Origin of the sequence: Chryseobacterium flavum, assembly GCF_003385595.1 — a bacterium.
GTDB classification, from domain to species: Bacteria; Bacteroidota; Bacteroidia; order Flavobacteriales; family Weeksellaceae; genus Chryseobacterium; species Chryseobacterium flavum.
In genome coordinates, this window is sequence record NZ_QNUE01000004.1 from 1 (window position 1) to 22,227 (window position 22,227).

The following is a 22,227-nucleotide window of genomic DNA, read 5'->3' on the forward strand; positions in this document are numbered from 1 at the left end:
ATTTAGGGGAGAGCTGGAAGATTATTCATAAAGATATAATAAAAGAAATTGTTTTAAATTCTTTTTATGGAGTACCATTTTATATCACTTTTGAAAATATAGAAACTGTAACAAAACAGCTCAAAATGATAATTCAAACAGAGAATATATTACTTTCTGATATTTTCCCGATAGAGTTAATTCTTGAAGAATTAATTGTTTATCAGCAAAACTATTGGTTAAATCTATATATAGATTTTATTATTGAAATGGCTGTATTAAATCAGCAGATTGTCAACACTTTATTAAAAACTAAAAATAATAAGGTTTTTACCCAATCTGTTAGGCATAAAATAAGGAAAGTAATACTAACGAACGGTTATGAATATTAAGGACAAATTAAATAGTAATTATATCGTTATTTCGAAACTGATTATAAAGCAAAAACCACCAGAAAAAATTTCCTGATGGTTTTTTATTTTGAAGAAACTAGTTACTTATTGTAATCCTGCTAATAGGTTCACTCCATCTACTGTAGCCCATGCACCTGGAACTAAAGAAACTTTGGTAACTGTAGCAGCGTTGGTGAATGTTTTTCCACCATTAGTTTGAGCATATCCCCAAACTCCCGGATTGTCTGAGTTCAGATAAGTAAGAGGTTCTACTTTTACTTTTCCGGCAGCAACCTGACTTGTATTAGTAGCATCATCCTGAATTAATACAGCATATGCTTTCTGATTTCCCGTATTTTTATAACCGCTGATATATACATTTGAGAAAATACCGGTACCTTGCTTTTTAAACTGGATTGCAGAGATTTCAGCTGAATTTGCTGATTCAGGGTTAGTACCTGCATTTCTGATTAATGTGATATTTGAAATTTTAGGAGCAGTGTTGTCTACATTGCTGGAAGCTTCGATTTCCATTCCGAAATTTCCTACACCGGTTTGAAATGCATACCAGTTTGTATTGTTTTGGCCGCTCCATGCATCCTGCCAGTCAAACGAGTCATCATAGTTTCCATAAGAAACAATATTTTTAGCACTTACAGTTCCTCCGAAGAATTCATATCCGTCATCAGTACCTTTATAAGTGACAAGGTTTTCCAGAGTAGTTCCTGCACCTACAGCATAGAATGTCATAGAGTTGGTTTCAGAAGTACCATCACCGATTTTCTTACCTGCATATTCTACTCTTACAAATTTCATTGTTCCTGAATTAGAGTTTGGGTCTGTTCCTCCATAGTAAACATTATTCCCATCTTCAGAAAGAGCTTGTGTATTTCCATTGATTGCTTTAATCGGAGCATTACCATACAGAGTAATACCACCCCAATCTCCTGGAGTTTTAGTAGAAGTTGTGAATACGATTGGCTCAGATGCAGTACCAACAGCATTAATTTTTCCATCCTGAAGAACTACCAATCCACTTGTTTTAGATGTAGAAACATTGAAAGTTGCACCTGCTTCAATAGTGATTGTAGCATTGTTTGTTACTTTTACGATTCCATCTAGTGTATAATTTCCTTTTTTAATTAAGATATCCTTTGTAATGGTTCCTGATAAAGTTCCACTTCCGCTCAATACGCTTTCAGTAGTTCCAGGAGTAACTGGAGTGCCATCTCCTAAGCCATCATTTACATCAATAGTACATGAGTTTAAGGCTAATGTTAACACAGCTGTTAACGATAGTAATGATAATACTCTTCTTTTCATTTTATACTTTATTTATTTTTATTTAATTTTTAAAAGGTGTATCCTACAGTCATATTGAAGTTTACTCCTCTGAAATAGTCTGTGTATGTATTTATTCCGTTTGTTTGTACATTATAGTAACTCTTGTCTCCTAAAAGAATACGATATTTGTTATTTAGGATATTCCGAACCCCTAATTTTATATTCCAGTTTTTAGTAATCTGTTCCTGGTAAACAAAATCAAGTTGATGGAAAGGTTTTTCATAAAAATTATCTGAACCGGAAGTTCCTACAGCATATATTTTGGAACCAGAAACATTATATACAAGAGATAAAGTTCTGCTTAAGTTATTTTTAGTTTTTACTTCATATTTCAGGTCTGCATTGATAGTATATGGTGACGCTCCCTGCAATCCTCTTTTACGTAATTCGCCGTTATAAAAGTTGGGATTAGGCTGTTCTAGTTTCAATTGGTCTTCACTTCTTTCAACATCAGTATACATAAAAGTAGCATTAGCTCCTAAAGTGAATTTATCCAAAGATTCAGAAAGTCTTCCCAGGCTTATAATTCCTTCCAGCTCTATTCCAGCTAAATCAGCTTTTTTAGCATTATAGAATGTAACGGTTACCCCATTTGCATCTCCTGACGAAACAAAAGACCTTTCAATTGCATTATTAATTCTTTTTGCAAATAAGTTTACAGCAAACATCTCCTTATTTGTAGGGAAATACTCCCATTTTAAATCAAAATTATAATTGTCACTCAGTTTTATATCCGGATTTCCTTTAATGGTTTCATTATCAGGGTTGATATATGAAATTTCCATAGTTTCAATCAAAACAGGACGTGTGACAGTTTTACTGAATGAGAATCTTAAATTATTTTTAGTATTAAGAGCTTTTTTAATAGAAAGGGAAGGTAAGAACAGGTTTCTTTCTTTATCCAAATTTGTTTTCTTAGCTGCACCTTGTTCGGAATAACGAATAAGTGTCATATCATTTTCATATCTTCCACCAATTAGAATATCCCATGTTTCAGAAGGTTTATAATTAAAATTAATATAACCAGCGTTTACAAACTGATACATGCTTGTGAAGAAATTAGATGCGTCAGTCTCTTCCTGGAAAAAGAATCTGTTATTTGATAAATCTTGATTGAACTGAGATTGCGGATTATCTTTATCTATAATAAAGCTTTGTCCTGCTGTACCGTTTGGTTTTCCAAATAAGAAACGGTAAGATGTTTTTCTAAGATCTGCAAACCCATTATATCCAATAGATAATTGCATTGGGAAATCTTTTTTATCTCCCTTTTCTCCTAGAAATACTGAATACTCTCCATAAGCAGAACCATAAAACCTGGAATTTACATCTAAATACTGTCGGATAATGTTATTTCCTCCATATGCTAAAAGTAATTGGTTGTCAGGTAACAAGTTTCCATTTGAATCCAGGCGGCTTCCCTCTAATATTTTTCTGTCAGGCTGTTGGTAATTATTAATTACATAGCTTCCTCCTGCTTTTATTTGATGTCTTTCTCCTAGCTTCTGAGAAGCTGTCAACTGGATATTTAGAAATCGAGATAAATCCTGCTGGTTTGTACGGAAAAATCCGGTGTCTTTATTTTGTATCTGATTATTTTTATAACCGTAATAATCCTCAATAATATTGTTTACATTCTGAAGATACATTGCATTTAGATTAACAGTGGTCCCTCTATTTTTATAGCCTAGACCTAATAATGCAGATGATTCGATTTGATAGTTATATTGCTTTCTTAATAAATCATTATTTAAGTTAATAATGCCACCAAAATCTTTAAATTGATTTTTTGCTCCTTCTTTATAGGAATATTCTGAGCTTTGGTTTAATGAAAATAAGAAGCCAAGATTTCCATTTTCTCCGGCTTTCATTTTTTGTACAGTAGTGAAACCGATACTTGTATTAGGAACAGATTTTACATTATCTACATTCCAGCTGTCCTTGAACTGGGTTAATGATTCATTTGCTGAAAATCTGTAATTACTAGGTCTCGCATTTCTGACCGCTGAAGGTAACTTTTTGTCTCTTGAGTTCAATCCAAGATAACCATTAAACCCGTCTGCTCCTTCTGAAACTTTAAATCCGTCTTTAAAAGTACTTACTGTATTTATTCCGATACCGAATTCCACTTTAGTAAACGGCTTATCAATGGTAAGGGTTTCAATATCAAAAGTAGCTCCTGCGAAATCTCCGTAAAGGTTTGAGTTGAAAGTTTTGTAAATATTCAATTTACCTACAACATCTGTTGGAAACTGCTTTAAAGCAATGATTTTTTGAAAAGGGTTGTTGGAGGGAGAACCAAGACCATTAATTAATAAATAATTGTATCGTTCTTCCAGACCTCTTACGAAAAGACCTCTTCCTTCCACCGTAGTGATCCCCGTTACTTTGGTAAGCCCTTGTTCTACGTTGGAGATCCCTTTTCTGGAAATCTCTTCAGCACTTACAGCCTGTTTTTGAATAATCGCTTTCTTTTGTTCTCCTAATACTGCAGTTTCAGTTTTTTTGTTACTGCTTCCTTGGATTACTACGCCTTCAATTTTTTTCTCCTTGCTGATCGTATCCTGCTTTGTTTCCTGGGCATAATACACTGATCCGGATAAAAATAAGACTGCAATGCTAAGTTTATTAATTTTCATTATTTTACTTACTTTATTTACTAGATTCTTTCGGTGCAAAGGAATAAAAGTTTGATGGGGTAAATGGTTTAGTAAAATTTAATTTTTTCTTAACTTAACATTAAGAAAATACCATTATTGTTAACTTTATGTGAACGATGGGTGATTCCTTAATCTATGATTTAAAAATTATTAACTTTGACACAGTAAAAATTTAGAATGAGCCAAAAGAAAATACTCTTAATAGACGATGAACTGGATATTTTAGAGATTCTGTCTTACAACCTGGAGAAAGAAGGATATACTATTTATACCGCTACAAATGGTAACGAAGGGATAGAAAAAGCAAAGGAAATTATTCCGGATCTGATCCTGCTGGATGTTATGATGCCTGAAAAAGATGGTATTGAAACATGTCAGGAACTCCGTAAAATAAAAGAGCTTCAGAAAACCCTTATCGTTTTCCTTTCCGCAAGAAGTGAAGAATTTTCACAGTTGGCCGGTTTCCAGGCAGGTGCGAATGATTACATCGTGAAACTGATTAAACCGAAAATCCTTATTTCAAAAGTTAATGCTTTGTTACAGCTTACTTCTCAGGTTTCAGACAATGCAAAACTGATCGAAATAGGGGATCTTGTAATTGATAAAGATAATTTCAGGGTTTCTAAAAGCGGGCAACAGTTTCTGCTTCCTAAAAAAGAATTTGATCTGCTTTATCTTCTTGCATCCAATACCGAGAAAGTGTTCAAAAGAGAAGAAATCCTTGAAAAAGTCTGGGGGAACGATGTGATCGTAGGAGAAAGAACAATTGATGTTCATATCCGCAGATTGAGAGAAAAACTGGGAATCAATACTATTCAGACCTTAAAAGGAATAGGATATAAACTGATTGTTTAATCATTTAATAATCCTAACTTTACATTCAATAATTAAATTTTGTAAAATTGAAATTTTACAGACTTACCCTCGTCGCTTCCTGTCTGCTGACCTTAGTGATGCTCTTTTTAGTAGTCGTTTTCGACTCACTAAAGGATATGTACTATGATACCCCTCAGTTCAAAACGGGTCTTCTTATTTGTATCATTCTGATCTTTATTATCAACTATGTTGTGCTGGAACTCCTTTTCAGTTATTATGGAAGAAAACAGGTAAGAGGCCTTTCCCATCTCCTTCCTCAGGAGATTGTTCACGATAATGATGAAAATATTACCATCAAGGAACTTGGCGAACGATTTTCAGACCTTAATCAGCGGAAAGTTACAGAGATCGACATGATGAAGGAAATGGAAAGTTATCGTAAAGAATATATCGGAAACGTTTCTCATGAGCTTAAAACTCCTTTGTTTTCTATCCAGGGATATGTAGAAACCCTGAGAGACGGAGGAGTAGATAATATGACCATCCGGGATAAATATCTGGAAAGGATAGATAAGTCTGTTGAAAGGCTTATTGCGATCGTTACCGATCTGGATATGATCAACAGGCTCGAAGCAGGAGAAATCAACCTTACAGTTTCTAGATTTGATGTTAACCTGCTGATCAAGGAAATTTTTGACCTTCTTGACCTGGAAGCAGAAAAACGCAATACCACATTACAGATCCAGACCCTGCATCCGCAGATTTTTGTAGATGCCGACAAACAAAAAATATCCCAGGTATTTATCAACCTTATATCCAATGCCATTCACTATGCAAACAGGCAGGAAGCAAAGGTGATTGTAAAAACCAGTATCCTGAAAAACAAAGTACTGATTGAAGTCATAGACAACGGAATGGGAATCAAATCTGAAATCCTTCCAAGGATTTTTGAACGTTTTTACCGGGTAGAAACCAGCAGAAGCAGGAGAGAAGGAGGTTCGGGACTTGGTTTGGCTATCGTAAAACATATCCTTGAAGCTCACAATGAAAACATTACCGTAGAAAGTGTATATCTTGAAGGAACGAAGTTCAGTTTTATGCTCGAAAAAAGTAAATAATCCGGGCAAAATGTAAGAAAAAAAAATATTTTAAAAAATCCTGAAATATTTTTTTGTCACATCTCATTTATTATATATTTGCACCAGAGATTTATCATAATTATAAAGGCAAAAAAGTAATTTAAGAAACTGATATGGTTTACAAAATCCGCGTAATATTAGATGCGAAAGAGGATATTTTCCGTGATGTTGAAGTTAAGGGAAAACAAACATTATGGAACTTACATTTAGGAATTAAAAGTGCATTCAGTCTGCAGGGAGATGAGCTTTCTACTTTTAATCTGTTGGAAAATGACGGAACAATCGTAAAAAGTGTCCCATTAGAAGATATGAGCGATGATGGTGATGGAGAAATTATGTCGGATGTATATATAGATGAAGCTTTTGAAAATGTAGGTGACAAAGCACAATTCCAATACGGGCTTCTTGACCTTTGGGAATTCTTCTGTGAGCTTGTAGAAGTAATTGAAGAAACAAAAGGAGTTAATTATCCTATTACAGTTTACAGATTTGGAAATGTTCCTTTAAAAGCGCCTAGCAAAAGCGGAAACGGGGGAGGTTCCAAAAAGAAATCAGCAATGCCTCTGATGGATGATGATTTCAGCTTTGATGATGACTTTGGAGGTGGCGGAAACTTTGCTGATGAAGACGACAGCTTCGATGATGATGAGGAAGAAGACTATGACGATGATGTTTTCGATGATGAAGACGATAATGATGATGAGAGATAAGATACAGTAGCGTATATAATATAGGCCCCGGATTTGATCCGGGGTTTTTTATTCGCAGGAGATAAAACCAGCCTTAAAGTTCATTAATCAGAGATACGTTTCTTATCATAAGCTTTTAGCTTTTACCCAAAAACATTCATTACTTTTGTTAAAAGTAGATTAATGAAAAAATTAATTTTATTAGCCGTAATTGGTCTGGGAATTGTTTCCTGTACCACTCAAAGAAATACCCGGAAAATGACAGAGCTGCCAAAAGATTGGAAACATACAACGAACATTTATGAAGTAAATATCAGACAATATACTCAGGAAGGTACTTTTAAAGCATTTGCAAAAGAGATGCCCCGTTTAAAATCCATGGGAGTTAAAACTCTTTGGTTTATGCCGGTTACTCCTATTGCCCAGCTGAATAAAAAAGGAAGCCTTGGAAGCCCGTACGCCGCTGCGGATTATACTTCTGTCAATCCTGAATTCGGAACATTGGATGATTTTAAAGACCTGGTAAATGAAGCCCACAGGTTGGGTTTTAAAGTGATTATTGACTGGGTAGCCAATCATACAGGCTGGGATCATATCTGGACAAAGACACATCCTGAATTTTATTTAAAAGATCCGGACGGAAAGTTTCATATTGCATCGGGAATGGATGATATTATTGAACTGGATTATAAAAACAAGGACATGCGTCAGGCTATGATTGAGGCTATGAAATTTTGGGTGAAAGAAACAGATATTGATGGTTTCAGATGTGATCTTGCCTCATGGGTTGAAGTAGATTTCTGGGAGCAGGCCCGTCCTGAAGTTGAAAAAGTAAAACCCCTTTTCTGGCTGGGAGAATTTGATGAGTTGGAAAGTCCTGAGTATGGAAAAGTTTTTGATGCCAGCTATTCGTGGAAATGGATGCATAAATCTGCAGATTATTATAAGAAAAATGAACCACTTCAGGAACTGAAAGATTTACTGGTACAATATTCCAATATCGGAGACGGATCTATGAGAGCCTGGTTTACAACTAATCATGATGAAAACTCATGGAACGGTACCGAATATGAAAAATATGGAGTTATTACAAAAGCAATGGCGGTATTTTCCGTAACATGGAATGGTGTTCCCCTTCTGTATTCAGGGCAGGAGCTCCCCAATATGAAAAGGCTTGAATTTTTCGAAAAAGATGCAATTAAATGGACCAATACCTATCAGGTTGCTGATTTCTATAAAATATTGCTGGAGCTGAAGACTTCCAATCCGGCCCTGAGAGGAGGAGATCCCAATGTTACCACCTATTTTCTGAATACAACAGCCAATGACAAAATTCTCGCTTATATCAGAAAGAATGGGAAAGATGAGGTTCTTGTTGTTCTGAATATGTCAAAAGAAGCGGTAAACTTCAGTATTGAAGATGAGCACGTCTCCGGTACCTTCAGAAATGTTTTTGATAGGACAAGAAGAGATTTCAACACTGGAAAAGACTTCAGTTTTAAGGCTTCAGATTATGCTGTATTTGAGAAATGAATTCAGAAACCAATGAAATTCTGGCTGAAAATTATAAGATGCTGATCATATAGCTGGGTTGTCACTTTCAACAGATGATTCTGTGACAGTTCCATGCTGCGGATAATACTATATCAATGAATAAACAAGAAATATTAACCCTTACAAAATCTAAAGTTACCGATAAGATCCGGTATTTTGAAAATCTGATTGCAGAGACACGGGCATCAAATAACGATACCAAGAGCTCAATGGGAGATAAATATGAAACCGGCCGTGAAATGCTCCAGCAGGAAATCAATAACCTGCAGAGACAGCTTAATGAAGTTCTGAACCAACAGGAAATGCTCCGGAAAATAACTGCAGATTCCTCTGAAAAGGTCCAGCATGGAGCTTTGGTAAAAACAGATAAAGGGCTTTTTTATATTGCGGCTTCAATAGGTGAGATTGTTGCTGAAAACCATAAGATTATGACTGTTTCTATAGAATCTCCATTGGTAAAAGCTATGTTTGGCAAGAAAATAGGGGACACCTTTACTATTAATAACATAAATCAGAATATTGAAGATATCTGGTAATTAAATACTATTCCTGATGAAATTTAAACATTTACTTTCGATCGTTTTTCTCCTGGGCTGTCTATGCCTCAATGCTCAAATCCGGGCCAATGTTTCCGGGAAAACATATGATTTACAATCTGTAGCCCTTACGGTGGATGATTTTGTAATAACAATCGGCTCACAGGGAGAGATTACCGATTTTCATGCGCCCGACCTCAACGGAGAAGTTACCTACTATGAGGATAAATATTTTGACCAGTATAAGTATGGAAAACTAAAAAGCATAGGTGATGTTAAAGTTGATTACTGGGATGATATTGATAAAAACAGTGCCAGATATGGTAAGCTGAAAAGTATCGGAGATATTGATATAGAATATTGGGATGACCGGATTTTTAATAAAGAAAGGTTTGGCAAAGTAAAAAGAATCGGAAATTATAGTATTGATTACTGGCCTGATGATGTTATCGATAACAGCAGAATGGGAAAATTAAAATCAATAGGAGATATTTCTATTGATTATGGGGTGAGGGATATTATGGATGAAAGTAAGTACCGCAAGCTTGTGAAATTCGGTCCGGTGAGTATTGATTACCGGAATGATAAGATTATGGATAAAGATAAGTTTGGCGAGCTTAAATCCATCCGAGGAAATAGTAAGATGATCAGCGTTTTTATTTTGTAATTTTTTGAGATAAAAATTTTCCCTAGACATCAGGAATACAAATGCTTAATAGAAACAGAGCATAGCTGTCATAAAAAGCATTCATAAAACGGATGCTTTTTTTGGTGGTTTTTTATTAAATTTGGGGCATAAAATTCCTTTCAAAATGCAAAATTACCTGGACCTTTTACAACATATTTTAGATCATGGAACTGATAAAACCGATAGAACAGGTACAGGAACAAGAAGTGTATTCGGGTATCAGCTGAGGTATGATTTGTCAAAAGGCTTCCCTTTAGTAACAACTAAAAAAGTGCATTTTAAATCAATTATCTATGAGTTACTCTGGTTTTTGAAAGGAGATACCAATATCAAATATCTTACCGATAACGGAGTCAGTATATGGAATGAATGGGCAGATGAAAATGGAGATTTGGGCCCCGTTTATGGTGCACAATGGAGAAGCTGGCAAGGAGCTGATGGAAAAGTGGTAGATCAGATTACGGAGGTTATTGACCAGATCAAAAAAAATCCTGACTCCAGAAGATTAATAGTATCAGCATGGAATGTTGCTGAAATTCCTAATATGGCACTAGCCCCATGTCATGCTTTATTCCAGTTTTATGTAGCAGATGGGAAATTATCTCTGCAGCTTTACCAGAGAAGTGCTGATGTATTCCTCGGAGTACCGTTCAATATTGCAAGTTATGCCCTTTTGTTAATGATGGTTGCACAGGTTTGTGATCTTGAAGTGGGAGATTATGTTCACAGTTTCGGTGATGTTCATATTTACAACAATCATTTCGAGCAGGTAAACAGACAGCTTTCAAGAGAACCAAGACCTCTTCCTGTTATGAAGCTTAATCCTGAAATCCGTGATATTTTCAGCTTTAATTTTGAAGATTTTACATTGGAAAACTATGATCCGCATCCTGGGATCAAAGCCCCTGTAGCTATTTAATAAAGCTTAATATACTTTCATATTTGCTGTAATTCTATTATTTTTGGCATCTGTTACACAAATGCTGAAAATAATGAGAAACAATATAAGGAACACTTATTGGGTGTTTCTGAATATTCTGCTAATAGTTTATCACTTTTATATATTTTTATATGTTTTCGTAGAAAAAGTGATCGTTGCAGATGACCTGAAAGAAGTTTATAATTCGAAAGAAATTTCAACATCTTACCTCAACTATATTTATTCTTATCTGGATTCCTCTACAATGGCGGCAAGGCCTGTTTCGGGATTTATTACCGGAACTCTGGTTTTTCTTTCAAAATATCATGAATCTGTTTATCTCCTGGGATTACTTTTCTTCCCGTTATCATTGGTAATCCTGTATTTCGTTGTAAAAAAGATACTGTCCAAGGAGCTGGCGAGCCTAATTACCTTATTATATTCATGTTCTCTGATTGGAACAAGTATTCAGTTTTCTCCTATTATGCTCAATTCAAACGTGGCAACTATCTTTTTTTCTTTAAGTATTTACTGTTTATATGTTCATAAAAAATTACTTATCAGCTCCCTGTTTTTTATAGCTTCTGTATTAAGTTATGAAATTTTCCTGCCACTCATCCTGCTGAATCTTTTATTGATTAAAGAAAATAAAAAACGGATTTTATTCCTGCTGTTCACCTTAGGAACTTTTGTGATTTTCAGAAAAGTTATTCAGCCGGGTATATTTGTTCATTCCTACCAGAGAGATGAAGTAGGTAAAATATTTGAATTTAAAAGAATTATACAAATTGCTGTTTATTCCCTGAAATTATTTTTCAAAGATATTTTTGTAGGAATTTATAAAGGATTAGCAAATCTGAAGCATCTTCATATAGCAGAAATAATATTATCATTAACTATCTCTGCTTTGGTCTACAAAGTATTCTCTGAGTATAATTTAAAAAACAGATTAAATGATTTAAAAAAACTGGCTTTAATTTCTTTGATTTCAATATTACTTGGATTAAGTGTATTTCTTTTCTCTTCTTATATTCCGACACTATTTGGATTTGATAACCGGAATCTGGGAGCAGTACGATTATTTTATACATTATTTATTGTTTGCGGGATTACTTTTCTATCAGACAGATTAAGGCTGGGAAATAAAACAACCGGTTTTGTTTTTGCTGTCATTGTTTTTTTTTTCGTTACAACCAATATCAGTGTTAAAAACTCCTGGGTGTATGCAAGCCGGTTTAATAACATATTATTCAGGCAGCTGAACATGGCACTTAAAGAAAACCATATTGAGAACGGGGTAGTCTGTCTGAAATATGATATGTTCAGGGAATTAAAAACCAATCCCCGTTTTATTCTCCGGGAACCTATCTTTTATAATAACTGGGAATGTCGTATGTTAAGTAAAATGAATGGCATTGATCCTAAAAAGCTTCGTGTTTATAATGCAGACAGGAAAACAAACTGCGAAGTGATTTTTTATTATAAGGATCAAAAAATGATCAGAACAAAATAGGATCAGGTGTAACTGCCGATAGAAATGTAATTGTTATGCTTAACAGATTTTGAAGGTCAGGATGTTTACTGATTTCAGTTCCGGTGAAAAAACAGTTTATTCCCAAGAACCGGGTCATTGTTCCAAAATAAGTTTTAAATTTGAAAGAACATCAGATAATACCTCGAACTTATAAGCGGGAACTAAAATAACAAGTTTTACAATTCAATAGATACGTTATGAAATATTTAAAAATAAATATGGAAGAGAATGCCGATCCTGAGGTACTTAAAAATATTGTGCTTCACTTAAAAGGTGTGGCTTCTGTTGAGATCATAGACGATGAAAATCCGGAAAGCGAGCTGAAGAAAGCCTTTGCCAAAACAAAGGAACAACTGAAAAAAGGGGATTATGAAAACCTGGTAAATGATATTTTTGATATAATCATTAAAAAATAATTCTAAAAAAATAAATAGAAGAATGAGAAAAGTCTTTTTATCCATTGCTATAATTGGAGTTTTATTTTCTGCAAGTTTATCGGCACAAACCGATACTTCGGGAAGAGAAAAAATACACCGTGCAACCCATACAAAAGTTACAGAATTAAAGCATACGAAGTTGAAAGTGAACTTCGACTACCAGAAAGAACAGATGAACGGGGAAGAGTGGCTTACTGCTTCACCATACTTTTATCCGGCAAATGAACTGATACTGGATGCTAAAGGAATGCTGATTCATGAGGTGGCTCTTGATAATAATGGAAAGAAAGCGCCTTTGAAATATGAATATAAAGGTGAAACCCTAAAGATCAGCCTGGATAAAACCTATCAGAAAAATCAGGATTATACTGTTTATATCAAATATACAGCGCGTCCTAATGAAGTACAGCAAAAAGGAAGTATGGCTATTAACGATGCAAAAGGACTTTATTTTATCAATGCACAGGGAACAGACCCTGATATGCCAACACAGATATGGACCCAGGGAGAGACAGAATCTTCTTCTGCATGGTTCCCGACCATTGATAAACCCAATCAGAAAACAACTCAGGAAATCTATATGACCGTTCCTGATAAATACGTAACCCTGTCAAACGGTATCCTGAAAGATTCGCAAAAAGAAGCAAATGGTCTCAGAACGGATCACTGGGTGATGGATAAACGGCATTCCACCTATCTTTTCTTTATGGGAGTAGGAGAATATGCAATTGTTAAGGATAAGTGGAGAAATATTCCGGTAGACTATTATATTGAAAAAGAATATGAGCCTTACGCAAAACAGATCTATGGAAATACTCCGGAAATGATAGAGTTTTTCTCCAAAAAACTGAATTATGATTATCCGTGGGCAAAATATGCGCAAATTTCCGGCAGGAATTACGTAAGTGGTGCAATGGAAAATACAACCGCTACTCTTCATGGCAGTGATATTCTTCAAAAGCCAGGGAAACTGATTGATGAAAATACCTGGGAAGATACGATTGCCCATGAGTTGTTCCACCACTGGTTCGGTGATCTCGTTACGGCGGAAAGCTGGAGTAACCTGACTGTTAACGAGTCTTTTGCTAACTATTCAGAATATCTCTGGAATGAATATAAGTATGGAAAAGATCAGGCAGACTACCATCAGATGACTGATGTTAATATGTATATTCATAATCCGTCCGATTTCAATAAAAATCTGGTCCGGTTCAATTATGACTCCCGTGAAGATGTATTTGATCTGGTAACCTATCAGAAGGGAGGAGGAATTCTTCATATGCTAAGAAATTATCTGGGTGATGATGCTTTTTTTGCCGGAATGAATGACTATCTTAAAACCAATGAATATCAGAATGCAGAAGCACATCAGCTCAGACTGTCTTTTGAGAAGGTTTCAGGAAAAGATCTGAACTGGTTTTTCAACCAATGGTATTTTGGCAGCGGAAATCCGAAGATCAATTACTCATTTACTTATGAGCCGGTAAAAAAACAGGTTGCCGTGACAATTAATCAGACACAGGATCAGCTGTTTGAATTTCCTTTGGCGATTGATGTATATGATAATGGAAAACCTAAAAGATATAATGTCTGGGTCAATGCTGATACAAAAAATACATTCAGCTTTGATGCTTCTAAAACACCTGACCTGATCAATATTAATGCAGATGGAGTTTTACTGGCGGATATTACTGAGACCAAAACTGCTGAGCAGAATCTTATGCAGTTTACTAATTCCAAAGAATTTAAAAGCAGATACAAAGCTTTAACTGGAATAAAAGACCAGACAGAGAAAAGCCAGGCAGCTGTAAAATTATTAGCTGCAGCACTAAAAGATCCTTTTTTCAGAGTAAGAATTAAAGCGCTGGAATTAATGGATCTTTCTAATCCGGAACAGATGAAGGCATTGGGAGCAGAAGTTGAAAAGCTGGCTTTAAATGACCCTAAAACTCTTGTTCAGGCGGCTGCCATTGGAGCTTTGGCCAAAACAAAAGATAAAAAATATCTGCCGTTGTTTGAAAAAGGGGTAAATGCTGTTTCCAATGCTGTGAGAGGGAATTCCCTGGGAGCAGTTCTTGCGATTGATCCGTCAAGAGCCAATGCTCTTGCAGATAAAATTGATCTGGATGGTGCATCTGATGAATTGGAAGCAAAACTTGTCCCGGTTATTGTGAAAAATAAAGTAGTTTCCCAAATGCCCAACATTGCTTCTGTTGCAGCGTTTTATCCATTTATAAAATTCCAGAATCCTGAACTGGGCAAAGCAGCTGAAGAAGGGTTCAACTGGATTATGAGCTCCGATAACCTGCAGGCAACTGAAAACATTACAAAAGTATTGGGCTATGCTAAAAATCAGATGGGAGATAATCCACAGGCAAAAATGATGGTTGTTCAGATGCTGAAAGACGGATTAAGCAAAAAAATGGAATTGCTGAAACAAAATCCACAGAAAGCAGCCAGCATTAACAAACAGATTGATGCTTTAAATAAAGCCATTGAAAATTATAAATAAAAAAGATCAGATAAAGGCGGCATTACAATTTTGTAGTGCCGTTTTTTTATGTTTAGTAGTCAGAGGATGATAAGCAACATTTCAAAAAAAATAGGATAATAAAGGGTTATTCAGCTTACATTTTCTAAATTCGTATAAAAATTAGAATTAAAATGACTTTTGGAATAGAGGCTGCCAGCTATCATGTACCTGGTTTATATTTGGAAATTAAGGATTTAGCAGAAAAAAGAGGAATAGAACCGGCAAAACTGGAAAAAGGATTGGGATTGTTAAAGATGGGGCTTCCTGACGTTCATGAAGATGCTGCTACCTTTGCAGCGGAAGCATTGCTGAAATTGATCAAAGATTATAATATCAACCCGAAAGAAATTGCAAGAATTTACCTGGGAACGGAGAGCGCACTGGATGCTGCCAAACCTACGGCTTCTTATGCTGTTCAGATGGTTGAAAAGGTACTTGAAGATAAGTTTGGGGACAGATGTTTTAAGAACTGCGATATGGTAGATATGACCTTTGCGTGTGTGGGAGCAGTAGATGCATTACACAATTCCCTTGATTTTGTAAGAGTGAATCCCGATAAAAAAGCGATAGTAATTGCAAGCGATTATGCAAAGTATGAATTGGCATCATCAGGAGAATATACACAGGGAGGCGGAGCTGTTGCTTTACTGGTTTCTTCAAAACCTGATTTGCTTGAAATTGACAACCATTGGGGAGTGGCCTCTGAAAGCGTTTTTGATTTTTTTAAACCCAGAAGACAATATAAAAAAGAAGAGTTGAACAATACTCCTGAAACATTTCCGGATAAAATTGAAATATTTACTGATGAACCTGTTTTTGACGGACAATATTCCAATCAATGTTATCAGGACAGAATCAGAGAGGCATATGAGCATTATAAGGAAATCACAGGACTGCATAAACCTTATGAGAACTGGAGATACATTATTTTCCACCTTCCTTATGCCTTTCACGGGAAAAGGGTATTTACAGAAATATACAGTATAGAAAACGGACTTTCTTATGACACACCGGAAGACCAGAAAGCTGTTGCAAAATCTGAGGGCTACCTGAATCTGATTAAAGATAAAATTGAGAAAACACAAAGAGCTTCTTCCGAAATAGGAAATATGTATACAGCTTCTATATTCATGGCATTTCTGTCAGCATTACAAACCTCTTTTAATGACAATGATGATGTGTCAGGAAAGGAAATCGGCTTTTTGGGCTATGGAAGCGGATCAAAGTCTAAGGTTTTTGCAGGTAAAATCTCTGAAAACTGGAAAAAAGTGGTTGAAAAATGGAATCTTTTTGAAAATCTGAACCATAGAACAGCTATTGATTTTGATACTTATGAGAAACTCCATAGAAAACAATTAGAAGAATCTGTTATGGCTGATTATAGTGGTTTTGGGCTGGTTTCTGTAGAGTCTGACAATCCTGTGAAGATAGGCGCAAGATATTACACCTATAAATAAGAAGCAACATTTACTCATATAATAGTTAAAGCATCTCAAAAATAAAGGGATGCTTTTTTTGTTTATAAAACTGTGATTTTTTATTGTTTTTTTATAAAATTAACTGTTTTTTTTGAGAGTTTATTGTCTTTTTATTGTGGAAAATGTTTTTTTATATTTCATATTTTGTTGATTTTTTTTACTGATTTTTTAATTTTTATGTAACCTGTCTGAATTTTTGATGATGTTAAATATTTCATTGAGAGCTTATTGGACGTAATTTTTTTAAGATTTTAAAAAGATTTGTTGGATATTCTGGTGATTTTATCGGTTTTCAATGAATTAAATTATCTTTAACTAATTGTATTTCAGTTAGTTGTATCTTGTTTCTGTATGTGTTTATTAACATATTTGCTATGAATATATTAAAATATGTTAAATATGGATGTAAAATTACGTGTATTAAGTACAGGAGTACTGTTTTTTATAGGACAGATATCTTTTGCACAAAAAACTGGAAAGGATTCTATTCCTAAGGAAACACAGATTGATGAAGTGGTAATGGTAGGGTATGGTAAACAAAAGAAAGGTGATATTACCGGAGCTATTACAACAGTTAAGAATGAGGTTTTACAGGAGCAGCCGGTTTCTTCTGTGGAGTTGGCATTACAAGGTAAGGCACCCGGTGTACAGGTAGCAAGTACAGGAGGAAGAGCAGGAAATAATACCAAAATCAGTATCAGAGGGAATGGATCATTAAGTGCATCAAATAACCCTTTGTATATTATTGATGGTGTTCCTCAGGAATCGTTAGGCAATCTTTCTCCGGAGGATATCAGCAGTATGGAAATTCTGAAGGATGCCGCATCAGCAGCAATTTATGGATCAAGGGCTTCCAATGGGGTGGTTTTGGTAGAAACCCAGGCGGGAAGATATAATGGAAGACCTTCTGTTTCTTTTTCAACTTCCTATGGTATACAGGAAATTATAAAGAAACCGAGATTACTGAATGCAAGTCAGTATAAACAGGTTCATGATGTGGCTAGACAGAATTATTTGAACGATATTCAAAATGGAGTCCTGCCTAATCCTGGCAACCCACTGTCATTAACACCAATGACAGATACGGGTATTAATACAAACTGGATGGATTATGTATTAAGAACCGGTAGCATTAGAAATAATCAGATAAGTTTTACTGCCGGTAGTGCAATGTCTAAAATGTATTTCTCTGCTTCCAATATTATACAGGAAGGAATTATCAATGGTGATCGCTACGAAATATCAAGAGCAAGATTAAATGTTGAACAAAAATTTGCAGATAACTTCAAAATCGGAATAAACTCATATTTTACCTATACAAGCTCAAATCCTGTAGCAGATGATAATAATACTTATCAGCCTTACAGTAATGCAATGAGTGCACCCCCTAATCTTGCAGTATATGGAGCAGATGGCAAGCCCAACAGATTTAATTTTAATAATCCCTTGTGGGCTTTTGAACGTAAGGTGAGCGACAGATGGCAAAAAATCGGATCAAACTTTTTTGCAGTATATAATCCTGTCAAAGAAATTACATTAAAAACATCAATTAGTGGAAATCTTGCCGTCAGAAGGTATAACAGATATGATGCACCAAATACCAGAAGGGGAGAAAATGCGGGGGTTCCATGGGGATATGGTTATTACAGTACAGCCAACAATCGGGATTATTTAATTGAAAATACAATTGCTTATGATAAGAGATTTGCTGACAATAAATTAAAGGTTAGTGTTTTAGTTGGTCAGTCTTTTCAAAAATGGGAATATGAAGATTCTTATATCCAGGGTGAAAATTTTGCATCAAGTGATCTAAGCTGGCTGGTTTCTGCAGCTACTATTAATCAGGGGAGAAGTTATATGATTGGCATGTCATTGGCCTCTTTCTTCGGAAGGGCACAGCTAAGCTGGGACAATAAGTATAACCTGATGCTTTCAACCAGATACGATGGCTCTTCAAAATTTGCAAAAGGAAACAAATGGGGTAATTTCCCTGCTGCTTCTGTGGGATGGACTGTTTCTAACGAGCCATTCTTTAATGTTCCTGTTATTAATGAATTAAAGTTCAGAGCGTCATATGGACTTACAGGTAATCAGACAGGAATTCCGTATTCCGGAGGGCTGAATCTTATTGCATCCGGACAAAATCATGACCAGAATCCGGGAACTGCAGTTTTGGATTTGTATAATCCCGATCTGAAATGGGAGAAAGGTAAATCTTTTGATGTGGGAATGGATATATCCATGTTCAAAAGGAGAATTAATTTAACGGTAGATTTCTACGACAAAACAACGAATGATTTGTTATACAGATTACCGGTACCTCAGGAAACAGGATATAATAATATTCTTAGTAATGTAGGATCAATTAATAATAAAGGAATTGAAGTTGCACTAGATTCTAAAATAATTAAAGGTGAAAAGTTCAAATGGGATTTTGGTGTTAATTTCTCTTATAATAAGAATGTCGTTGAAAAAATTGGTACGAAAGCGGGATATTTCACAACCGGATTCGGATCTATTGTAAAAGAAGGGGAACCATTAGGATCTTTCTATCTGATAGAAGCTTTGGGCGTGGCTAAAGAACGTTATGAATACAAAGATCAGAATGGAAATGTAACTAAAGTTGTACAGGCAGGTGATATGATTTACAGGGACATTAACGGGGATGGAAAAATTGATTCTAACGACAGGCAGGTATTTAAAGGAGGAATAGCCCCGATATATGGTGGGATTTCTACAAGATTTGCATATGACAAATTAGACCTTTCAATCAATGCACAATATTCTATTGGTAAGAAAATATATGCATTATACAAAGAAAAGCAACTTAGCGGAGTAGATACAGGTTATCCTTCATATTCTGCCAACATGATTGCTGAACAGATGAATTACTGGACTCCTGAAAATACCAATACCAATGTTCCCCGTCCGCACCTGGCCGGAGCAATTTCATCCTGGAATAACCAGAGATCATCAAGGTTTCTGGAAAATGCAGATTATTTAAGGATTACAGATATTACATTAGGATATAATCTGGATAAAACGCAGATAGGTTTTATTAAATCGATGAGAGTGTATGCTCAGGTGAGAAACCCGTTTACCTTTACTAAATATTCAGGTGCAGATCCGGAAACATATTATGTTGACCAGTCTGCAAACTCTTCTCAAAATACAGCAGATACCACTAAAATAACTTCAGGTTATGACTTAAATAGTATTCCTAATGTAAAAGTTTACAGCATAGGAATGAATATTAATTTTTAAAGACAAGAAATATGAAAAAAATAAGTATATTAATATTATCTCTGGGATTATTATTAAGCTCTTGCAATAATGAGCTGGATATTAAATCTGAAGTTGCCCTGGACGCCAATGCACCACTATCCTCTGATGATGTTGATAAATTACTGGTAGGGGCGTATAGAAGTGTAATGTACCCGAGTACCTATCCTTACTTTAATATTATGGCTCCGGAAATTCTGGCAGGAGATAATCTTCAGCCGGTTAAATTTCAGTGGGTTCAGGTGCAGTACCTGTATGAGCATACCACGCCTCCGGGAGATATTTTATTAAGTTATATGTATAAAGATTTTTATAAAGGGATCAGCAGGGCTAATACCATAATAAAAGTTCCTACTTCCTCTAATTCCCAAAAAGGGAAAGCACGATATGTAAGGGCTTTATCTTATTTAAGATTATATGATCTTTATGAAGGAGTGCCGCTGGTTGACGAAAATTATGACTCACAACCCATTAAACCTTCTTCCCCAAAAGAAGTCTTAAATTTTATTATCAACGATTTGAAATTTGCGAAAGACAATATAGAGCCACTGAATGTCAATGATCCGAAAGCTTCTTTGACCCCTACAAAAGAAGCAGCTATGGCTCTTTTGGCAAGAGTATATAGAATGAATGGTGATATTCAAAGTGCCGGAATTGAGGCAGAAGCGTTAATTCAGGGCGGAAAATTTACAATAGCAAATAACCCGAAAGATTACAATAATGAAATCATTCTTAAATTTGCAGGCAATAAAGCGGAAGAAAATGGCTCCTGGGGGTGGATTTTGAGTTATGATGCAAAAACTTGGAACTGCTTTGCAGTATCTCAGAATTTATTACAGCTTTTGGGACCGGACGATACAAGAAAAGTTCTGTTTGATATTGCAGAGGCTCCGCTTACAGGAGGTTTTGTCTTTTCCAATAAATACAGCAGATCTGATGATTCTGATCTTTTAATTTCAAGAATTCCGGAAATGTATCTGATCTCTGCAGAAGCGGGTAACACTAACAGACTTACTGAATTGCAGACAATCAGAAAATCTAATCTATCTTTGGAAAATGAGAGAAGGCTTGAGTTGTCTTTTGAATGGATAAGATGGTCAGATCTTAAACTTAAGGGCGAAACCTATAAGTTGCCTTTCCCTCAGGGAGCTGTAGATGCGAATGAACTTCTAAACTGATATTATTTAAAATAAAGCGTCCCAATTCAGACTGCCCCAAAAGTTAAGTGCTTTTAGGGGCTTTTTTATTTTAACAGATATTTTATTTTAACGAAATTATCTTGTTCTGATAGTTCTTAGGTGTTGTTCCTTCCAGCTGTTTGAACATTCTTGTGAAATAGTTGGTATCTGAAAATCCGGTCTGGTAAGCTGTTTCTTTGATACTGTTTTGACCGGCAAGTAATTCTTTCGCTCTGCTGATTCTTTCCTTTAAAATAAACTCATTCGGAGACGTTCCCAGCTCATCTTTAAACATTTTAAAGAAATTAGATTTGCTGACGTAGGCGAGCCTTGCAATGCTGTCAATAGAAAGCTTCTGATGTAAGTTTTTCCTGATATAATCTACAACGAAACCTATTCTTGATTTATTTTTGACGATATTTTTTTCAACCATACTTCTGGCCTGTGTCTGCATAAGCCGGATTAAAAGCTCTTTTAAAGCGAAGTCAGCCATAATATCTTTTTGGGAGTTATCATCCATGGCGATTCTCATAATATTATTGGTTGCAGAAGCTAATGCTTTATTATTAAACATAAAATATTCATCCAGCTGAATATTCCATTGTGACATTTCATCCACTTTAGGCAGATGATAATTGAGATAATTAAGGGAATCTTCTATAAAATCAGGATTTAAACTTAAAGAAATACATTGTGTTGGTGTTTCATCAGCTTCAGGAAAATCAATAACCATGGTTTCTCCCGGCGCTACCAGAATACTTTCACCCGGATAATAATCAAAGTAGTTTGTTTTATTATCCAGCTTCATATGTTTTTTGCCCCTTAACATCGCCGTAAATGCTATATTTTCAAAGTGCAGTTTTACATCAAAAGCCGATTGATGGGTTTCATATATACTGAATTCGCAATTGTTTAGATTGAATTTTGTCTGATTTTCAATAATGTTTAAAAGCTGTTTTTCCCTAGTTAATTCAGGAGTTTCTAATAAATATTTATTATTGTTATTCATTTCTAAACGTTTTTAAGGAGCAAGTAACTCAAATATAGAGATTTTAAGGGTACATTGTTG

Annotated in this window: 17 protein-coding genes; 14 read left to right on the forward strand and 3 right to left on the reverse strand. The window is 35.2% G+C overall.

Translation table 11 applies throughout. The features are described 5' to 3' along the window. Positions 1-371: hypothetical protein (locus tag DRF59_RS20715; protein WP_157967434.1), on the forward strand; the 371-nt coding region annotated here is incomplete at its 5' end. Positions 372-476: 105 nt separating this feature from the next. Here the strand turns inward: DRF59_RS20715 and DRF59_RS05645 are convergent. Together DRF59_RS05645 and DRF59_RS05650 are read right to left on the reverse strand one after the other, a co-directional pair. Further along, a complete protein-coding gene (locus tag DRF59_RS05645; protein ID WP_115957672.1) occupies positions 477-1,694 on the reverse strand; it encodes a hypothetical protein in 1,218 nt (405 codons plus the stop codon). A 29-nt stretch (positions 1,695-1,723) separates the two neighbouring features. Beyond that, on the reverse strand, positions 1,724-4,354 hold the full coding sequence (locus DRF59_RS05650) for a TonB-dependent receptor plug domain-containing protein (RefSeq protein ID WP_115957674.1): 2,631 nt from the start codon (positions 4,352-4,354) through the stop codon (positions 1,724-1,726). Positions 4,355-4,552: 198 nt separating this feature from the next. Here DRF59_RS05650 and DRF59_RS05655 point away from each other — a divergent pair, with 198 nt between their 5' ends. From DRF59_RS05655 to DRF59_RS05715, 13 genes are all read left to right on the forward strand, one after another. Continuing rightward, positions 4,553-5,230, forward strand: a complete 678-nt coding sequence (locus DRF59_RS05655) for a response regulator transcription factor (protein ID WP_115957676.1) — start codon at positions 4,553-4,555, stop codon at positions 5,228-5,230. Positions 5,231-5,277: 47 nt separating this feature from the next. Next, complete coding sequence (locus DRF59_RS05660) at positions 5,278-6,309, forward strand: sensor histidine kinase (RefSeq protein WP_115957678.1); 1,032 nt, start codon at positions 5,278-5,280, stop codon at positions 6,307-6,309. 134 nt (positions 6,310-6,443) lie between these two features. Further along, on the forward strand, positions 6,444-7,040 hold the full coding sequence (locus tag DRF59_RS05665; RefSeq protein WP_115957680.1) for an IS1096 element passenger TnpR family protein: 597 nt from the start codon (positions 6,444-6,446) through the stop codon (positions 7,038-7,040). 162 nt (positions 7,041-7,202) lie between these two features. Continuing rightward, positions 7,203-8,552 carry an alpha-amylase family glycosyl hydrolase gene (locus DRF59_RS05670; RefSeq protein ID WP_115957682.1) on the forward strand — a complete coding sequence of 450 codons (1,350 nt, stop codon included), beginning with the start codon at positions 7,203-7,205 and terminating at the stop codon, positions 8,550-8,552. Positions 8,553-8,668: 116 nt separating this feature from the next. Then, positions 8,669-9,109 (forward strand): GreA/GreB family elongation factor, encoded by a 441-nt coding sequence (locus tag DRF59_RS05675; RefSeq protein ID WP_115957684.1) that lies wholly within the window; start codon positions 8,669-8,671, stop codon positions 9,107-9,109. 16 nt (positions 9,110-9,125) lie between these two features. Further along, positions 9,126-9,776, forward strand: coding sequence for a hypothetical protein (locus tag DRF59_RS05680; protein WP_115957686.1), 651 nt, complete (start codon positions 9,126-9,128; stop codon positions 9,774-9,776). Positions 9,777-9,921: 145 nt separating this feature from the next. Next, complete coding sequence (locus DRF59_RS05685; RefSeq protein ID WP_115957688.1) at positions 9,922-10,716, forward strand: thymidylate synthase; 795 nt, start codon at positions 9,922-9,924, stop codon at positions 10,714-10,716. A gap of 73 nt (positions 10,717-10,789) precedes the next feature. Then, positions 10,790-12,229, forward strand: a complete 1,440-nt coding sequence (locus DRF59_RS05690) for a hypothetical protein (protein WP_123873652.1) — start codon at positions 10,790-10,792, stop codon at positions 12,227-12,229. Positions 12,230-12,447: 218 nt separating this feature from the next. Beyond that, positions 12,448-12,666 (forward strand): hypothetical protein, encoded by a 219-nt coding sequence (locus DRF59_RS05695; RefSeq protein WP_115957692.1) that lies wholly within the window; start codon positions 12,448-12,450, stop codon positions 12,664-12,666. Positions 12,667-12,688: 22 nt separating this feature from the next. Then, positions 12,689-15,199 carry a M1 family aminopeptidase gene (locus DRF59_RS05700; RefSeq protein ID WP_115957694.1) on the forward strand — a complete coding sequence of 837 codons (2,511 nt, stop codon included), beginning with the start codon at positions 12,689-12,691 and terminating at the stop codon, positions 15,197-15,199. A gap of 152 nt (positions 15,200-15,351) precedes the next feature. Then, positions 15,352-16,677 (forward strand): hydroxymethylglutaryl-CoA synthase family protein, encoded by a 1,326-nt coding sequence (locus DRF59_RS05705; protein ID WP_115957696.1) that lies wholly within the window; start codon positions 15,352-15,354, stop codon positions 16,675-16,677. Positions 16,678-17,097: 420 nt separating this feature from the next. Next, positions 17,098-19,962 (forward strand): SusC/RagA family TonB-linked outer membrane protein, encoded by a 2,865-nt coding sequence (locus DRF59_RS05710; RefSeq protein WP_157967435.1) that lies wholly within the window; start codon positions 17,098-17,100, stop codon positions 19,960-19,962. A gap of 11 nt (positions 19,963-19,973) precedes the next feature. Continuing rightward, complete coding sequence (locus DRF59_RS05715) at positions 19,974-21,158, forward strand: RagB/SusD family nutrient uptake outer membrane protein (protein ID WP_115957700.1); 1,185 nt, start codon at positions 19,974-19,976, stop codon at positions 21,156-21,158. An 82-nt stretch (positions 21,159-21,240) separates the two neighbouring features. Here DRF59_RS05715 and DRF59_RS05720 read toward each other — a convergent pair whose 3' ends face one another. After that, positions 21,241-22,167 (reverse strand): AraC family transcriptional regulator, encoded by a 927-nt coding sequence (locus tag DRF59_RS05720; protein ID WP_115957702.1) that lies wholly within the window; start codon positions 22,165-22,167, stop codon positions 21,241-21,243. Between the last annotated feature and the right edge of the window lie 60 nt (positions 22,168-22,227).

Bases quoted from the DNA above. Each gene is read 5' to 3' on its own strand.
- DRF59_RS05645 (WP_115957672.1), bottom strand. From the start codon at position 1,694: ATGAAAAGAAGAGTATTATCATTACTATCGTTAACAGCTGTGTTAACA.
- DRF59_RS05650 (WP_115957674.1), bottom strand. From the start codon at position 4,354: ATGAAAATTAATAAACTTAGCATTGCAGTCTTATTTTTATCCGGATCA.
- DRF59_RS05655 (WP_115957676.1), top strand. From the start codon at position 4,553: ATGAGCCAAAAGAAAATACTCTTAATAGACGATGAACTGGATATTTTA.
- DRF59_RS05665 (WP_115957680.1), top strand. From the start codon at position 6,444: ATGGTTTACAAAATCCGCGTAATATTAGATGCGAAAGAGGATATTTTC.
- DRF59_RS05670 (WP_115957682.1), top strand. From the start codon at position 7,203: ATGAAAAAATTAATTTTATTAGCCGTAATTGGTCTGGGAATTGTTTCC.
- DRF59_RS05675 (WP_115957684.1), top strand. From the start codon at position 8,669: ATGAATAAACAAGAAATATTAACCCTTACAAAATCTAAAGTTACCGAT.
- DRF59_RS05680 (WP_115957686.1), top strand. From the start codon at position 9,126: ATGAAATTTAAACATTTACTTTCGATCGTTTTTCTCCTGGGCTGTCTA.
- DRF59_RS05685 (WP_115957688.1), top strand. From the start codon at position 9,922: ATGCAAAATTACCTGGACCTTTTACAACATATTTTAGATCATGGAACT.
- DRF59_RS05690 (WP_123873652.1), top strand. From the start codon at position 10,790: ATGAGAAACAATATAAGGAACACTTATTGGGTGTTTCTGAATATTCTG.
- DRF59_RS05695 (WP_115957692.1), top strand. From the start codon at position 12,448: ATGAAATATTTAAAAATAAATATGGAAGAGAATGCCGATCCTGAGGTA.
- DRF59_RS05700 (WP_115957694.1), top strand. From the start codon at position 12,689: ATGAGAAAAGTCTTTTTATCCATTGCTATAATTGGAGTTTTATTTTCT.
- DRF59_RS05705 (WP_115957696.1), top strand. From the start codon at position 15,352: ATGACTTTTGGAATAGAGGCTGCCAGCTATCATGTACCTGGTTTATAT.
- DRF59_RS05710 (WP_157967435.1), top strand. From the start codon at position 17,098: ATGGATGTAAAATTACGTGTATTAAGTACAGGAGTACTGTTTTTTATA.
- DRF59_RS05715 (WP_115957700.1), top strand. From the start codon at position 19,974: ATGAAAAAAATAAGTATATTAATATTATCTCTGGGATTATTATTAAGC.
- DRF59_RS05720 (WP_115957702.1), bottom strand. From the start codon at position 22,167: ATGAATAACAATAATAAATATTTATTAGAAACTCCTGAATTAACTAGG.